Raw genomic sequence first — 14480 nt, 5'->3', positions numbered from 1 at the left:
GGGGTGTAAAACTCATCAAGGATTGTCATGACCGGATACCGTATCGCGGACTTGCGCATCTACACCATCAAGCCCCGCGGCCTCGGCGAGTTCATCGAGATCTTCGACACCCTCGCCATGCCGGTGCAATTGCGACACCTCGGGCCGCCCATCGCTTTTTTCGCCAGCGACATCGGCCCTCAGAACCAGGTTGTGCATCTGTGGGGCTACGATAGCCTCGCCGACTATGACCGCCGCCGCATCGCGCGCGATGCCGATCCCGACTGGCCGGCCTATCTTTCGGCCTCCGGCCACCTGCTGGTGGCGCAGGAGAACCGCTTCATCAAGAAGATCGACCTCGCGTCGGTCGCCCGCTTCCTCGGCAGCGAAGGAGCGGCCCAATGAGCGCGCCCGACACCGGCTGGCTCGGCCTTCGAGGCCTCACATGCGTCGTCACCGGTGCCGGCGGCGGCATCGGACGCGCCGTGGCGCTCGCCTTCGCGCAGGCCGGCGCAAACCTTGCTCTTGCCGACAGGAATCCGGACACCTGCGCCGAAACCAAGACCGAGGTGGAGAAGCTGGGTGGGCGGGCGCTGGCGCTTCAATGCGACATCTCCGAAGAGGCCAGCATCGCCTCGGCTGCGGCGGCAACGCTGGCCGCATTCGGGGGGGCGGACATCCTCGTCAACAATGCCGGCATCCTGCGGCCCGGCGGCATCGACATGGTCTCCACGGCGGACTGGGAGCACATGCTGAAGGTGAACCTCACCGGCTATTTCCTCACCACCCGCGCCTTTGGTGCGGCCATGCTGGAGAAAGGCGCGGGCGCCATCGTGCACATCTCGTCCATCGCCGCCAGCGAGCCCCAGCCGTTCAGCGGCGCCTACAGCCCGGGCAAGGCGGCGGTGTCCATGCTGTCGCGGCAGATCGCCTTCGAATGGGGGCCGCGCGGCGTGCGCTCCAACGTGGTCAGCCCCGGCCTCGTGCGCACGCCCCTGAGCGAGCCCTTCTACACCGCACCGGGTATTGCCGAGAAACGCGAAGCGATGGTGCCGGTGCGCCGCATCGGCCAGCCCTCGGACATCGCCGACGTCGCCGTGTTCCTGGCGAGCGGGCGGGCGTCCTATGTCAACGGTCAGGAGATCGTGGTGGACGGCGGCCTGTCCCAGACCCTGATGAGCCTTGTGCCGCGTCCCGGCTTCGGAGAGACCGCGCCATGAGCCCTTCCGCATTGATCACAGGCGCGGCCGACGGTATCGGCTGGGCTATTGCACGCACCTTGGCGGCCACGGGCTGGCGCCTCGCCCTGGTCGATCTCGACGAGGGCGCCGCCGCCGCGCGGGCGGCGGAACTCGGCGCAGGCCATCTCGCGGTCCGCGCCGACGTGTCGGTGGAGGAGGACGTGGCCGAGGCGATGCGGCGGGCGGTGGCCGCCTTCGGCGGTCTCGACGCGGTGGTGAACAATGCCGGCATCGCCGACACCCACCTGCCCACGGTGGAGCAGGACGCGGCGCGCTTCCGCAAGATCCTCGACGTGGACCTCATCGGGGTGTTCCTGGTCTCGCGGGAGGCCGCGCGGGTGATGCTGCCCCGACGCAGCGGCTCAATCGTCAACCTCAGCTCCATCGCCGGCATCACCGGCCTGCCCCGCCGCAATGCCTATGGAGCGGCCAAGGCGGGCGTGGTCGCCCTGACGCGAAGCATGGCTTGCGAGTTTGGGCCCGCCGGCATCCGGGTCAACGCGGTGGCGCCCGGCTATGTGGAGACCGCCCTCGTGAAGGCCCTGGAGCGCGACGGCAGGATCGACCTCGGTCGCATCCGCCGTCGCATTCCGCTGGGCTTCCTGGCGCAGCCGGACGACATCGCGCAGGCGGTGGCGTTCCTCGTGTCTCCCGCGGCGCGCTACGTGACCGGCACCGTGCTCTCGGTCGATGGCGGATGGCAGGCCTTCGGCGATGCAGGCGATGCTTTTCCACCACCGGCAGGCTGAGACGATGCGCGCCCGGCCGGAGCCTGGAAGAGGGTCACGCGGTGCGCTCGCGGGGCTCAGTGGCCGAGCGAGGGCACCGGGCCGGCCGAGGCATCAGGCTTGGGACCCAGCCACGCCTTGGTGAGGATGGCGAGGGTGGCGATCAGGGCAGGTCCCGCCATCACCAGGAACACCGCCGCGGTGCCGAGCTGCCGCCGCCCGAGCTCGGCCACCAGGAACGAGCCGGCAATGCCGCCGAACCGGCCGATGCCGAGCATCCAGGCCACCCCGGTGGCCCGGCCCCGGGTCGGATAGAACATGGCGGCCAGCGCGGGCAGAGAGGATTGCGCGGTGTTCATGACGGTTCCGGCAATGAAGACCGCCGCCGTGAGCGGGCCGACCTGGCCCACCACCTGGCCGATGGCATAGACCGCCAGCGCCGTGAGCAGGAAGCCGGCGGCCACCACCAGATCGGCATGGAACCGATCCATGAGCCAGCCGGCCAGGATGGCGCCGAGGCCACCAAGCGGGAACAGGGCCGAAATGAGTGTCGCCTGGGTGGGGCTGATGCCGCTGTCGCGCAGGATGATCGGCATCCAGTTGATGAGGCCGTAAAAGATGACCAGGCCCATGAAATAGGCGACCCACAGGCAGAGCGTGCCGAGGATATAGGGCGCGGAAAACACCACGGTGATGCCGCGCCGGCCGGCTTCCGCAGCGCCCTCGCCTTCATTGAGCACGAAACGGGTCGCCCCCTTCGCGGCAGCGGAAATGCGCCGGAGAATGCGGCCGATCTTCTCCGCCGGGGCACCATGCTGGGCAAGGTGACGGACCGATTCCGGGAGCAGGACAATCATCACCGCCACGAGCAGAAGCGGGGCGATGCCGCCGAGGTCCAGCACGCTGCGCCAGCCGAAGTGCGGGATCATCCAGGCTGCGACGAAGCCGCCGGCCGCCGCGCCCAGGGGGAAGCCACAGAACATGGCATTGGTGACGAGTGCACGGCGCTTGGCCGGACAGTATTCGCTCACCAGCGTCACGGCATTCGGCATGGCGGCGCCGAGGCCGAGACCGGTGACGAAACGCCAGATCACCAGCGCATCGAGGCTGCCGGCGGTGGCGGCCACGAGGCTGGCGACGCCCATCACACCCGCCGCCGCGAGCAGCACCAGCTTGCGGCCGAAGCGGTCGGCCAGGGGCCCGGAGCACAAGGCCCCGCCGGCGAGGCCGAACAGGGCGGCGCTGAGCACCGGGGCCAGATCCGCCTTGGCGATGTTCCATTCGCCCAGGAGCGAGGGGGCGATATAGCCGATGGCGGCAGTATCGAAGCCGTCCAGCAGGACGATCGCGAAGCACAGGGCGAAGATCAGCCACTGGAAGCCGGAGATCGGCTGTTCATCAAGAAACCGGCGGACGTCGATCGTCCGCTCCGCTGGCGTGGTCATGGTTTCCTCCCGCGCCGGTCCGCCGCAACACGCGGCGGCCGGCTTGGTGTTTTTGGTTACATGTCGAAGAAGACGGTCTCGTTTTCGCCCTGCAGGCGGATGTCAAAGCGGTAGGTGGCGACACCGTCCGCATCGCCGCGCAGGCCCACGAGGGTGTCGCGCCGCCCCACCTGCTCGATGGACTTCAGCACCGGGTCACCAGCATTCGCCTCCGCCTCATCGGAGAAATACATGCGGGTGTGCAGGTGAATATTGATGCCGCGGGCGAAGATGAGCAGGGAGACGTGGGGCGCCTGGGGACGCCCGTCACGCCAGGGCAGCACGCCCGGCCGGATGGTGTCGAAGCTCCATTCCCCGGTGGCAAAGTCGGCGGCGGCGCGGCCGAAGCCCAGGAAGTCCGGATTGTCGTGACGCCCATCGCCGTCGGCCTGCCACAGCTCCACCAGCGCGTCCTTCACCGGGTGGCCCGAGCCGTCCCACACCGTGCCGAGGATGCGGATCCGCTCGCCCGGAACGCTGCCGGAGGCGAGGATGGACAGGTTCTCCTGCGTGCGGACAGGCAGGCCCGCCACCGCCGGCAGCGTGCCGATATGCACATAGGGGCCGCCGGTCTGCGACGGGGTTTCCTTGAGGTATTCGACCGGCATCAGTGCCCCTCCCTCTTGTTCTCGAAGAACGTCTGCCGGCGTCCACGCAGCACGATGTCGAAGCGGTAGGCCAGCGCGTCGAACGGCATCTGCTGGCCCATGTCGAGGCGGGCGACCAGCCGCTCAACGGCGGCCTTGTCCGGAATGGTATTGATGATGGGGCACAGCGGGATCAGCGGATCGCCCTCGAAATACAGCTGGGAGATCAGCCGCTGCACGAAGGCTTCGCCGAAGACGGAAAAATGGATGTGCGCCGGCCGCCAGTCCGAGCCGTTGTTGCGCCACGGATAGGGGCCGGGGCGGATGGTGCGGAAGGCATAGCGGCCCTCGGAATCGGTGAGGCAGCGACCGACGCCGCCGAAGTTCGGATCGAGCGGGGCGAGATAGCTGTCGTTCTTGTGCCGGTAGCGCCCGCCGGCATTGGCCTGCCACACCTCGATGAGGGTGTCGGGCACCGGACGGCCGCTCTCGTCGAGCACCCGGCCGTGCACCACGATGCGCTCGCCGATGGCCTCGCCGCCCTTGGAAAAATTGCGGATGAGGTCATTGTCGAGCGGATCAAGGCCGGACCGCGGAAAAATCGGGCCGGCCTTCTCGCCGATGCCCTGCTCCAGCGACACCAGCGCGAAGCGCGGCGAGCGCAGCACGCTGGTCTTGTAGCCGGGGGTGAAGGCCGGCGGATGCCAGCCTCGGTCCCGGCGCATGAAATCGCCCGTCTCAACCATGGTTTTCTCCCTGTGCGTCGCCGTCGGTACGCGCTTGCGCGTAGACATCCTTGGCGATCTTGTAGGCGCGGTTCGCCGCCGGCACGCCGGCATAGACCGCCACATGCATGAGCGCCTCGGCGACATCCTCGGCGCTCGCGCCGGTATTGCGGGTGGCGCGCACGTGCATGGCCACTTCCTCGTCATGCCCCAGCGCCGCCAGAAGCGCGATGGTGATCATGGACCGCTCGCGCCTGGTAAGGCCCGGCCGCGACCAGACCGACCCCCAGGCGCCTTCGGTGATGAAGGTCTGGAACCCCTCGTCGAATGGCGTGGTACGGGCGGACGCCGCGTCCACATAGGTGTCGCCGAGCACGGAGCGGCGGGTTGCCATTCCGGTGGTCCAGCGCGAGGAGCGGTCGGTGGGAAGTGTCACGGGACGGCCTCATCTGGGCGCGGCGCCTGCCGGGCAAACTTGGACTAAACGTGCAGGCGCACGCTTGGGACGATCCGGCTGGCACCGTTTGGGATCGCCGCGAGAGTTTCATGTAGCGCATGATATGGAAAATGATATTTTTCTATCTATCCATGCAGTTTTGGTATGCATAAGCCATGATCGACGGACGCATGAAGCTGCGCCACATCGCCTGCTTCCTGGAGGTGGCGGCACGGTCCGGGTTCGGCCGCGCGGCCGATGCGCTCGGCCTCACCCAGCCGGCGGTGTCGCGGGCCATCGCGGAACTGGAGGACATCCTCGGCGCGCCGCTGTTCGAGCGCGGCCGCGGCGGCGCCGTGCTGACACCGCAGGGCATCGCCTTCCGCACCCATGCCGGGGCGGCCTTCGCGGAACTGGGACGCGGCATCGACACGCTGCGACGGCCGGCCGCCGGCGATGTGGTGCTCAAAGTCGGCGCGCTGCCCACGGTGGCGGCGCGGATCATGCCCGGGGCGATCCGGCGGGCGAAGGAGATTGGCCTCGATGCCACCATCGCCATCGAGGCCGGGTCCAACGGCTGGCTTCTCGACCTGCTGACCGAGGGCCGCCTCGATCTGGTGGTGGGCCGCCTCGCCGAGCCCAAGGCCATGATGGGCCTGACCTTCGAGCACCTGTATTCCGAGCCCATCGTCTTCGTGGCGCGGCGCGGCCACCCAGCCGACACCGGCCACCCGGTGGGGCTCGTGGAGCTTGCGCGCCATCCCTTCATCATGCCGGGACCGGGCTCCATCATTCGTCCCGAGATCGACCGGCTGTTCCTGATGGAAGGCCTGGCCGGCCCCGCCGAGCGCATCGAGACCACCGATGCGAGCTTCTCGCGGGCCTATGTCGGCGCCAGTGACGCGGTGTGGGTCATCTCCCACGGGGTGGTGGCTGGCGATCTCGACGCCGGCACACTGGTGCGCCTCCCCCTGTCCATGTCCATATCCGGCGGCCCGGTGGGCCTCACCACGCGGGCGGGACACGCTCCCCTGCCGCAGGCCGCGATCTTCCTCGAGGCCCTGCGCGAGGTTGCCCGCGCCCTGTGAGCCGGACCACACAACAGGCTTGACGCCAGAGCGCGCCGCAGTGGAGCTTGCGGCCCGTTTCGTTCCCGAGGAAGGCCCCAGATCCATGAGCGTGTCCGTGTTCGAGCACCCCTTCCTGCGGCCACTCCTTGGCGATGATGCCATCGCCGCGGCCTTCACCGCCGAAGCCGACATCGCCGCCATGCTCCGTTTCGAAGCCGCGCTGGCGGAGGCGGAGGCGGAGGCCGGCGTCATTCCGCACGAGGCGGCCGCTGCCATCGCGCAGGCGGCACGTAGCATCGCCATCGCACCCGCGGATCTGGCCGCCGCAGTGGCCCGCGACGGCGTGGTGATCCCGGAGCTGGTGCGCCGGCTGCGCGCGGCGGTGGGCGAGCCCCATGCGGGCTTCGTGCACAAGGGCTCGACCAGCCAGGATGTGATCGACACCAGCCTGTTCCTGCGCCTGAAGGCGGCCTCCGACATCCTGCTGGCACGCCTCGACGCGCTGGTCGGCAGCTTCGATCGTCTCGCCTCCACCACCGGCGCTCTGGCGCTGACGGGCCATACGCGCATGCAGCGGGCGCGGCCCATCACCCTCGCCCACAAGGTTGCCACCTGGCGCGAGCCCCTGGCGCGGCACCGGGCCCGTTTTCCGGCGGTGGCGGACGATCTGTTCCGGGTGCAGCTCGGGGGCGCTGTGGGCAACCGGGCCGAGCTGGGCGAAGCCGCCGGGCGCGTGGCAGACGGCCTCGCAACCCGGCTCGGCCTAGGCGCCGCGCCGCGCGCCACCCATGCCGAGCGGGACGCTATCGCCGCCTATGGGCATTGGTGCGCGCTGCTGGCCGGTTCGCTTGGCAAGTTCGGCGCCGATATCGCCCTCATGGCCCAGAACGAGGTGGGCGAGGTGACCATCGCCGGCGGCGGCGGCTCCTCCGCGATGCCGGAGAAGAACAATCCCGTGGGCGCCGAGATCCTGGTGACCCTGGCGCGCTTCGCCGCCACCCTCCAGGGCGGCCTCGACCAGGCCCTGGTGCACGAGAACGAGCGGTCCGGCGCCGCCTGGACCCTGGAGTGGATGATCCTGCCCCAGTTGGTGACGACCGCCGGCGCGGCCACCCGCACCGCCTTCGCGCTCATCGAGGCCCTGCGTTTTCCTGCAGCATCCTGACGACGCGGCGGCGGCCGACGGGCGGCAACGGGCTTCAGAATGGCAGGCCCACGTAGTTCTCGGCCACCGTGGTCGCCGCCGCCTCCGAGCCGGCGATATAGTCGAGCTCGGCAAGCTGCATGCGGGCCACGAAGTCCCCGGCTTCTGGGAACAGATGCAGCATGGAGGTCATCCACCAGGAGAAGCGCTCCGCCTTCCAGATCCGTCTCAGCGCCCGCTCGGAGTAGGCGTCGATGCCGGCGTCCGATTTGTCCCGGTAATGCTCGATCAGCCCGGACGCGAGGTAATGCACGTCGCTCGCCGCCAGATTGAGGCCCTTGGCCCCCGTCGGCGGCACGATGTGGCCGGCATCTCCGGCGAGGAACAGCCGTCCGAAGCGCAACGGCTCCGCCACGAAGGAGCGCAGCGGGGCGATACTCTTCTCCATCGACGCTCCGGGGACAACGCGCGCGGCCACCTCCTCCGGCAGCCGGCGGCGGAACTCGTCGTAGAACCGTTCGTCAGACCAGTCCTCCACCTGGTCGGAAAGCGGCACCTGGATGTAATAGCGACTGCGCGTGTGGGACCGCATGGACGCCAGCGCAAAGCCCCGTTCGTGGCGGGCATAGATGAGTTCGTTCGAGGCCGGCGGTACGTCGGCGAGCAGCCCCAGCCAGCCGAAGGCATAGACCCGCTCGAATTGGGCGATGGCCGTTTCCGGAACGGAACGACGCGCGATGCCGTGAAAGCCGTCGCAGCCGGCGATGAAATCGCAGGTGATCTCGTGGGTGACGCCGTCCTTGTGATAGGTCACGCGCGGGCGGGGACCGTCGAAATCGTGCAGGGCCACGTCCTGCGCCTCGTAGATGGTCGGGACGCCCAGAGCGGCGCGGGCCTCCATCAGGTCGCGCGTGATTTCCGTCTGACCGTAGACCACCACCGACTTGCCGCCGGACAGGCCTTTAAGATCGATGCGATGGGTGCGGCCGGCAAAGGCGAGGTGGAAGCCGTCGTGCACGAGGCCTTCCCGGTCCAGCCGCTCGGCGCATCCCGCCTGCCGCATGAGATCCACAAGGCCGCTCTCCAGCACGCCGGCGCGGATGCGCGAGAGCACGTAATCGGCGCTCCGCGCCTCCAGGATCACCGCGTCGACGCCGGCCTTTGCCAGGAGCTGGCCGAGGAGAAGGCCCGACGGTCCGGCGCCGATGATGCACACTTGATGTCGCACGTCTGTTTCCTCCCAGGGACGCTACGCGCGGAGCGCCTTCGACGTGCCGACGCAGTCCCATGTTTTTTTCAGGTTGAGCAATGGAGAGAGCAGGACCGCGGCTCTGGCAGGAAGGCGGCCACAGACCCATTCTCGCGCCGCGTCGCGCGCGGCGTCGGCACTGGTGAGAATGGCGCGTGGCCGGCTTGCGCGGAATGGAACCTTCGCGCACTCTCTTGGATAAATCGAACCTATCGGACGTGCCAATGAGACGCGCCGCGCCCCCGGTGCCCGCCTACGCCCTCTACGGCGAGAGCGCGGATGGCTTTCCCGACGAACTGCACGTGGAGACCATCACGGCACGCAGCGCCAAGTATGACTGGCGCATCCGCTCGCACCGCCACGGCGACCTCTACCAGTTCTTCTTCATCGCGGAGGGAGGCGGTACGGCCGTCATTGATGGAACCGTCCACGCCCTCGGCCCCGGCACGGCCATCGCCATGCCGCCGCTGGTGGTCCACGCTTTCGAATTCGCCCCGCACACCGACGGCTACGTGGCCAGCGTGCCCGCCGCGGTGCTCGACCACTGGTCATCTCCCAAGACCCAGTGGCGCAGCCTGTTCAAGGCGCCGCTGGTGCTGGCGGTCACGCCGGCACAGGCGGGGCAGTTGCGGACCACGCTCGAACTCGCGCTTGTCGAATCCGGTGAACACGGCGCCAGCCGGCGCGAGGCACTTACCGCCTTCGCCGGTCTGGTCCTGGTGTGGTTCCACCGAACTTTGGCCGCGGGTCGGCCGGACGACGACGACCTGGCATTCGCCGGCGTCCAGCTCGTGGAGCGCTTCACCGCCCAGGTGGAGGAGGATTTTCGCCGCCATCCCAGCCTCACCGATCGCGCCCGGCGGCTCGGGGTGAGCGTACCCCACTTGAGCCGCGTGTGCCGGCGCGTGACCGGTCGTTCGGCCCTGGGTATCGTGCAAGAGCGCCTCGCTCTCGAAGCACGAAGGCATCTCGCCTACACGTCCATGACCGTGGCGGAGATCGCATTCGGCCTGGGCTTCGAGGATCCCGCCTATTTCACCCGCTTCTTCACCCGGCACCTGGGCGTGAGCCCGCGGGCATACCGGGCGGATCCGTCGCGGACCCGCTCCGAAACTGCGTGAACTGTCGCAAACGTTCTTCGACCGGAGCCCGCTCACCCGCCGCGGGATCTGCCGCTGGGCCAAGCCAGGAGCACCGCGCCAGATTCCCGCTTTACCCGCAACCAGGCAACGTTGACCTGCTCCCCGTTTCCGGGCGGTCTGTATGGGGCGGGTTGAGGCTTTGAAGCCAAATTAACTTCTGCACATCGGCACCAAGGCGCTCGAAGCCTTTCCGAACGTCAAAGCGCTTGACCGCAACGTGCCCCGAGCTGCTGTTCTCGCGCGGCGTGATTTTCGTCGAGGGTGACGCCTGGGAAGCGCTGATGCCGGCGTTCGCGGATGGCTATGACGCCCCAGTCGGTCGTTCGATTGGAAGTGTGAGCCGCGCTAAAGGGCCAGCTCTCCAACGGCTTCGATTCCCCTGGGCACCGCGCTGGCAGCTCGGCCCGGGCTGTTCATCCCTTCGACGCGCATGGTCCGCACATCCGTGATGCCAATGAACCCGAGGATTTGACGGAGGTAAGGTTCGACATAGTCCCAGGGACGCCACGGACCGTCTGTAAAACACCCCCAGAAGCCACAATCCGGATCACTTTCTTGTCTTTTGCCAGGCCGAGAACGCCGCGCTGTCGGTGGTTGAGCTGGTCAGGACGATCGCCCCGCCGTCGCGCATCAGCGGCTGACTTCCACCCGGCGAGATCGTTAGGCATGGTCGCCGAGAGCCGCAATTCCCGAACCTCTTTTGGCATATAAATTGCTCAAAAGAGGCTTTACCTGTTGGGAGACCGATTATGCCGATCGACTTCACGCTCACGGCAAACCAGAAGCGGCTGCGGACCGTAGCGCGGGAGTTCGCCAACGACATCCTCGCCCCCCGTGTCCGGCGAGCTGACGAGGAGCCGGACCCGCAGAAGGCCTTCCAGGACATGAAGGGCGCCTACGTGGAAGCCTACAAGCTGGGCTTCGCCATGGGATTCGTCCCCAAGCGCTATGGCGGCGGCGGCATCAGCAGCCTTGATCTCCAGGTGGTTGCCGAAGAGATCTGCGCCGTGGACCCGGGCTTCGCAACCATCCTTCTGGTCAATGGCCTCGCCCTCATGCCCTTGGTCTGGTTCGGCAACGAGCGGCAGAAGCAGAAGTGGCTGACGGCGGCGACGGGCGATCCGCGCGGCGAATATCTTGCGGCGTGGACGGTCAGCGAGGCGGCGGGGTCGCCCGGGGGCACCGCCAATTTCGACCATCCGGCGCCGTGGCCGGCGGGCGTTTCGCTGACGGCGACCCATGACCGCAAGAATGGCGAATACATCCTGAATGGCCGCAAATATTGGCCCTGCAATGCCGGCGGCTGGGACCTCGCGGGCGCAAACATCAATATCTGCATCGTCCGCACCACCCCGAAGCGCGGCGGCACGGAAGGGCTGTCGGCGATCATCGTGCCGCGGGGCACGGCCGGTGTCTTCTACGAGCCGCCTATCTCCAAGATCGGCCACCGCATCTGCCAGAACAATTCCATCGTCTTCCAGGATTGCCGCGTGCCGGAGGAGAACGCCTTTGCGATCGGCGATGGCGACCTCGCGATTGCCCGCGCCTTCACCTGGTCCGGCCCGGTGGCCGCCATCGCCGCGGTCGGGGTCGCGCGGTCCGCCTATGAGTACGTGCTCGACTGGGCGAAGACCCACACCGCCGGCGGCCCGGAGCCGATCATCAACCATCAGGCGGTCGGCTATGCGCTCGCCGACGTGGCGATGAAGATCGAGGCCTGCCGTGCCTTCGCCTGGAAGGCGGCGCACTATCTCGACCGCAACGAGAGCCAGGGCCATGCCATCTGCGCCATGGCAAAGGTCTTTTGTGGAGAAACGTTGTTCGGCGCCGTGTTTGGGGCGATGCGGGTCATGGGGGTGAATGCCCTCGACCGGCGGCATCCGCTGGAGCGCTACCTGCGCGAGGCCGCCGTCTTCCCTCTCTATGACGCGGGCAATCTGGGCATGCAGATGCGCAAGATCTGGTCCGTCATGCGCCATCCCGATTTCGATCCGCGCGCTTTCATGGACCTATCGCCGACACCGTTCGACAAAACCTTGAGATAGCGCCGCACGCCGCCGTCAGGCGAGGGGCACGAAGCGGAAGCGGCAGACCTGCCCATCATCCCGCTGCATGCACTCCTCCTGGTCCACACCCGCACCCATCAGGCCACTGATGAAACCGATGTCGAACTGGCACACCTCCGGATAATCCTTCGATAGGTCGTGATAGACGCAGTTCCGGCACTCGATACGCGGAAGCTTACCTGGCTCTTCGTCAGGAACAGTCTGCGCGATAAAGCCAGTTTCATTCATGATCCGAACGATCTCGACGATGCGCTCGATCCGCGTCTTGCCGGTGATGCGCGGCAGCGCCATGGCCGACATGTCGACCCCGAGATTGAACATGAACTCGCCCAGGTCGGCATCGCCGATGCGCCCACGCAGCGTCTGGAGCAGGATCCGCGAGAACCAGGAATATTGCTTGGGAAATATGCCGATCCCGCTTTCGGTCAGCACATAAATCTGCTCCGGCCGGCCGCCGGTCTTGCGGGCCGAGCCTCGTGCGACATAGCCGTCGCGCTCCAGACCCGACAAGTGCTGCTTGACGGCGCTGCGACTGATATCGAGCCGCCCGGCCAGCTCATCGACGGAGAGGCCGGATTTAACTTCAAGAAGCTGCGCAAGCAGCCGGCGCTGGGTGTCTCCCCCGCTGAGCACGGTTGAATCCTCACATGATACTTCAACCATCATAGAAGCGAACCCTTTACTCCACAACGTATCTTGCCAAAGGCGTCAGGGTCGCGACGCCGTCGCGGAGCCGCCGAAACGGGCACAGCCTGGCGCCCTTTTAATCACAATATTCTTTTGACAGTTTTTTATGTCGAAACTAGCATTTCATCGTTCGCACGCCGTCCTGACATCGCCTTTCCGCCACGCCCGACACCCGTCGCGGCGAACGGGTCTGCGCGGCCATGGATGGTGCGAGCGGAACAACAACGAAGGGGAACTTCAATGGCAATCGACTTCACCATGTCGCCGGAACAACGGCAGATCCAGGCGATGGCTCGCGAATTTGCGGAGAATGTGCTGGCTCCCGTCGTTCCCGAGGCAGATCGCGAGCCAGATCCTCTGCTGGCCCATGCCAGGACCAAGGGCGCCTATGTCGAGGCGTACAAGGCCGGCATCGCCATGGCCATGCTGCCGAAGGAATATGGCGGCGGCGGCCTCTCGTGCCTCGATTTCACCATCGCGGCCGAAGAGATCTGCGCCGTCGATCCTGGCTTTGCCTGCACCGTGCTCTGCAATGGCCTCGGCCTGATGCCGGTCGCCTGGTATGGCACCGAGGAGCAGAAGAAGCGCTTCATCGGCGCGGCCACCTCCGACCCGACCGGCGAATTCCTCGGCGGCTGGACCGCCGGCGAGCCTCCGGGCGGCACCGGCGGCACCGCGAATTTCGACAACCCTTTCCCCCGGCCTGCGGGCATCGGGCTGACTGCGACCCGCGACGGTGACCATTATATCCTCAATGGCCGGAAGAAATGGTCTTCGGCAGGCGGCTGGGATGCCAAGGGGGTCAATGCGCAGACGGTGATCGTGCGGACCGACGGCGACGTCGGCGGCACCAAGGGCCTGTCCGCCATCGTGGTCGAGCGCGGAACGCCCGGCATCTCGTATGAATTCGTCAACAAGGAGGGGCACCGTACCGCGTCCAACGCCCTCATCACCTTCGACAATGCGCGCGTTCCGGTCGACAACCTTCTGCCCGGCGCCGCCGGCAATGGCGATTTCGTCATCAACCGCAATTTCGCCTGGTCCGGCCCCGTGGCCGGCATCGCGGCGGTGGGCATGGCCCGGTCCGCCTACGAGGCCGCCCTCAAGTTCTGCAAGGCCAACACGGCGGGCTCCCTGACACCGATCATCCGCTTCCAGAATGTCGGCTACATTCTCGGCGACTGTGCCGCCAAGATCGAATCGGCCCGCTATTTCTGCTGGCGCGCCTCGGACTATCTCGACAAGCATGAGCAGCATGCCGAGCTCGTCGGCGCCATGTGCAAGATCAACACCACCGAGGCCATGTTTGACGTCATCTACAAGTGCATGCAGGTGGTGGGTGTAAATAGCCTCAGCACCGAGTATCCGTTCGGCCGTTTCCTGCGGGAGGCCTCCGTCCTGCCCATCTATGACGGCGGCAACATGGGCATGCAGCGCCGCCGCGTTCACGGCGTCATTGCCGACGAGGGGTTCAATCCGCGGGCGGTGATGGAGGACAGCACGATCGTCTTCGAAAAATCGATGGAGAGCATCGGCACCGTTGCCGACTGGGACCGCCAATACTCCAATTCCGGCTCCACTCCGTTCGTATCCGCGGCCGAATAAGCTGAAACAACCGTGCGCGGACGTCGCAACTGGCGTCCGCGCACGTGGCGCAGGTGCCGTCGCCCTCGCTCCGAATTGGCCACTGCCACGGCCTGTGGAGGTTGAAGCCGACCGGCCGCAGAGCTCGCCGGCGCACCGAGCGAGGTCAGCCGCTCGAACAGTCGCTGGGCAGCCCGGCGCGATCGACGTCGGTCTCCAGGGTGCCGGGCACCACGTCGTGGTCCCGCAGCCGACTGACGGCGTCGCCGGTGCTCCTGGCGCGCTGCTTCGGCACCTCGTCTCGAGGCGGGCGGCTTGCACTGTACGGCGTGGGTAAACCAAGAAATGTGCCAGGAAG

General features: G+C 67.2%; 16 protein-coding genes. 8 read left to right on the top strand and 8 right to left on the bottom strand.

Going from position 1 to position 14480, the window contains the following annotated elements; genetic code table 11:
- Positions 1 to 27 precede the first annotated feature (27 nt).
- The 3 genes from V5F66_RS16670 to V5F66_RS16660 are packed head-to-tail and all read left to right on the top strand — an operon-like array spanning position 28 to position 1969.
- Positions 28 to 384 carry an NIPSNAP family protein gene (locus V5F66_RS16670; protein WP_393999244.1) on the top strand — a complete coding sequence of 119 codons (357 nt, stop codon included), beginning with the start codon at positions 28 to 30 and terminating at the stop codon, positions 382 to 384.
- Positions 381 to 1199, top strand: a complete 819-nt coding sequence (locus tag V5F66_RS16665; protein WP_393999245.1) for an SDR family NAD(P)-dependent oxidoreductase — start codon at positions 381 to 383, stop codon at positions 1197 to 1199. Before V5F66_RS16670 ends, V5F66_RS16665 begins: the two co-directional genes overlap by 4 nt.
- Positions 1196 to 1969 (top strand): glucose 1-dehydrogenase, encoded by a 774-nt coding sequence (locus V5F66_RS16660; protein ID WP_394094294.1) that lies wholly within the window; start codon positions 1196 to 1198, stop codon positions 1967 to 1969. The genes V5F66_RS16665 and V5F66_RS16660 overlap by 4 nt, the downstream gene beginning before the upstream one ends.
- 56 nt (positions 1970 to 2025) lie before the next feature.
- On the opposite strand, the gene V5F66_RS16655 is transcribed toward V5F66_RS16660, so the two are convergent.
- Genes V5F66_RS16655 through pcaC form a run of 4 tightly spaced genes read right to left on the bottom strand, consistent with a single transcriptional unit; the run spans position 2026 to position 5180 of the window.
- Positions 2026 to 3393 (bottom strand): MFS transporter, encoded by a 1368-nt coding sequence (locus tag V5F66_RS16655; protein ID WP_012114681.1) that lies wholly within the window; start codon positions 3391 to 3393, stop codon positions 2026 to 2028.
- 56 nt (positions 3394 to 3449) lie between these two features.
- A complete protein-coding gene (pcaG, locus tag V5F66_RS16650) occupies positions 3450 to 4040 on the bottom strand; it encodes a protocatechuate 3,4-dioxygenase subunit alpha (protein WP_012114680.1) in 591 nt (196 codons plus the stop codon).
- Positions 4040 to 4765 (bottom strand): protocatechuate 3,4-dioxygenase subunit beta, encoded by a 726-nt coding sequence (gene pcaH / locus V5F66_RS16645; RefSeq protein ID WP_012114679.1) that lies wholly within the window; start codon positions 4763 to 4765, stop codon positions 4040 to 4042. Before pcaH ends, pcaG begins: the two co-directional genes overlap by 1 nt.
- Positions 4758 to 5180 carry a 4-carboxymuconolactone decarboxylase gene (pcaC, locus tag V5F66_RS16640; protein ID WP_393999247.1) on the bottom strand — a complete coding sequence of 141 codons (423 nt, stop codon included), beginning with the start codon at positions 5178 to 5180 and terminating at the stop codon, positions 4758 to 4760. The genes pcaH and pcaC overlap by 8 nt, the downstream gene beginning before the upstream one ends.
- A gap of 176 nt (positions 5181 to 5356) precedes the next feature.
- Between pcaC and pcaQ the strand changes: the two genes are divergently transcribed.
- Both pcaQ and V5F66_RS16630 read left to right on the top strand, forming a co-directional pair.
- Positions 5357 to 6268, top strand: coding sequence for a pca operon transcription factor PcaQ (gene pcaQ, locus V5F66_RS16635; RefSeq protein WP_394094293.1), 912 nt, complete (start codon positions 5357 to 5359; stop codon positions 6266 to 6268).
- An 85-nt stretch (positions 6269 to 6353) separates the two neighbouring features.
- Positions 6354 to 7415 carry a 3-carboxy-cis,cis-muconate cycloisomerase gene (locus tag V5F66_RS16630; protein WP_394094292.1) on the top strand — a complete coding sequence of 354 codons (1062 nt, stop codon included), beginning with the start codon at positions 6354 to 6356 and terminating at the stop codon, positions 7413 to 7415.
- A 34-nt stretch (positions 7416 to 7449) separates the two neighbouring features.
- On the opposite strand, the gene pobA is transcribed toward V5F66_RS16630, so the two are convergent.
- The gene (pobA, locus tag V5F66_RS16625; RefSeq protein ID WP_012114675.1) at positions 7450 to 8622 is read right to left on the bottom strand and encodes a 4-hydroxybenzoate 3-monooxygenase; all 1173 of its coding nucleotides are present in this window, start codon (positions 8620 to 8622) and stop codon (positions 7450 to 7452) included.
- A 245-nt stretch (positions 8623 to 8867) separates the two neighbouring features.
- Between pobA and V5F66_RS16620 the strand changes: the two genes are divergently transcribed.
- Positions 8868 to 9764: a helix-turn-helix domain-containing protein gene (locus V5F66_RS16620; RefSeq protein ID WP_041575549.1), complete on the top strand. Its 897-nt coding sequence runs from the start codon at positions 8868 to 8870 to the stop codon at positions 9762 to 9764.
- A 366-nt stretch (positions 9765 to 10130) separates the two neighbouring features.
- Here the strand turns inward: V5F66_RS16620 and V5F66_RS16615 are convergent, their stop codons facing one another.
- Positions 10131 to 10241, bottom strand: a complete 111-nt coding sequence (locus V5F66_RS16615; RefSeq protein WP_394094365.1) for a hypothetical protein — start codon at positions 10239 to 10241, stop codon at positions 10131 to 10133.
- Between the two features lie 293 nt (positions 10242 to 10534).
- On the opposite strand from V5F66_RS16615, the gene V5F66_RS16610 reads away from it, so the two are divergent.
- Complete coding sequence (locus V5F66_RS16610) at positions 10535 to 11830, top strand: acyl-CoA dehydrogenase family protein (protein WP_012114673.1); 1296 nt, start codon at positions 10535 to 10537, stop codon at positions 11828 to 11830.
- A gap of 15 nt (positions 11831 to 11845) precedes the next feature.
- Here the strand turns inward: V5F66_RS16610 and V5F66_RS16605 are convergent, their stop codons facing one another.
- Positions 11846 to 12484 (bottom strand): helix-turn-helix transcriptional regulator, encoded by a 639-nt coding sequence (locus tag V5F66_RS16605; RefSeq protein WP_394094291.1) that lies wholly within the window; start codon positions 12482 to 12484, stop codon positions 11846 to 11848.
- 258 nt (positions 12485 to 12742) lie between these two features.
- Here V5F66_RS16605 and V5F66_RS16600 point away from each other — a divergent pair, with 258 nt between their 5' ends.
- Complete coding sequence (locus V5F66_RS16600) at positions 12743 to 14143, top strand: acyl-CoA dehydrogenase family protein (RefSeq protein WP_394052009.1); 1401 nt, start codon at positions 12743 to 12745, stop codon at positions 14141 to 14143.
- A 145-nt stretch (positions 14144 to 14288) separates the two neighbouring features.
- On the opposite strand, the gene V5F66_RS16595 is transcribed toward V5F66_RS16600, so the two are convergent.
- Positions 14289 to 14480, bottom strand: a 192-nt coding sequence (locus V5F66_RS16595) for a hypothetical protein (protein ID WP_394094290.1), incomplete at its 5' end; no start/stop codon positions are given.

It is taken from the genome of Xanthobacter versatilis, assembly GCF_043193975.1.
Lineage (GTDB): Bacteria > Pseudomonadota > Alphaproteobacteria > Rhizobiales > Xanthobacteraceae > Xanthobacter > Xanthobacter autotrophicus_E.
Note: the sequence above shows the minus strand (reverse complement) of the source record. Positions and strands in the feature narration are given on the sequence as shown.

Excerpts from the sequence above, each read along its gene's own strand:
- V5F66_RS16670 (WP_393999244.1), top strand. The coding sequence starts at position 28 with ATGACCGGATACCGTATCGCGGACTTGCGCATCTACACCATCAAGCCC.
- V5F66_RS16665 (WP_393999245.1), top strand. The coding sequence starts at position 381 with ATGAGCGCGCCCGACACCGGCTGGCTCGGCCTTCGAGGCCTCACATGC.
- V5F66_RS16660 (WP_394094294.1), top strand. The coding sequence starts at position 1,196 with ATGAGCCCTTCCGCATTGATCACAGGCGCGGCCGACGGTATCGGCTGG.
- V5F66_RS16655 (WP_012114681.1), bottom strand. The coding sequence starts at position 3,393 with ATGACCACGCCAGCGGAGCGGACGATCGACGTCCGCCGGTTTCTTGAT.
- pcaG (WP_012114680.1), bottom strand. The coding sequence starts at position 4,040 with ATGCCGGTCGAATACCTCAAGGAAACCCCGTCGCAGACCGGCGGCCCC.
- pcaH (WP_012114679.1), bottom strand. The coding sequence starts at position 4,765 with ATGGTTGAGACGGGCGATTTCATGCGCCGGGACCGAGGCTGGCATCCG.
- pcaQ (WP_394094293.1), top strand. The coding sequence starts at position 5,357 with ATGATCGACGGACGCATGAAGCTGCGCCACATCGCCTGCTTCCTGGAG.
- V5F66_RS16630 (WP_394094292.1), top strand. The coding sequence starts at position 6,354 with ATGAGCGTGTCCGTGTTCGAGCACCCCTTCCTGCGGCCACTCCTTGGC.
- V5F66_RS16620 (WP_041575549.1), top strand. The coding sequence starts at position 8,868 with ATGAGACGCGCCGCGCCCCCGGTGCCCGCCTACGCCCTCTACGGCGAG.
- V5F66_RS16610 (WP_012114673.1), top strand. The coding sequence starts at position 10,535 with ATGCCGATCGACTTCACGCTCACGGCAAACCAGAAGCGGCTGCGGACC.
- V5F66_RS16600 (WP_394052009.1), top strand. The coding sequence starts at position 12,743 with ATGGTGCGAGCGGAACAACAACGAAGGGGAACTTCAATGGCAATCGAC.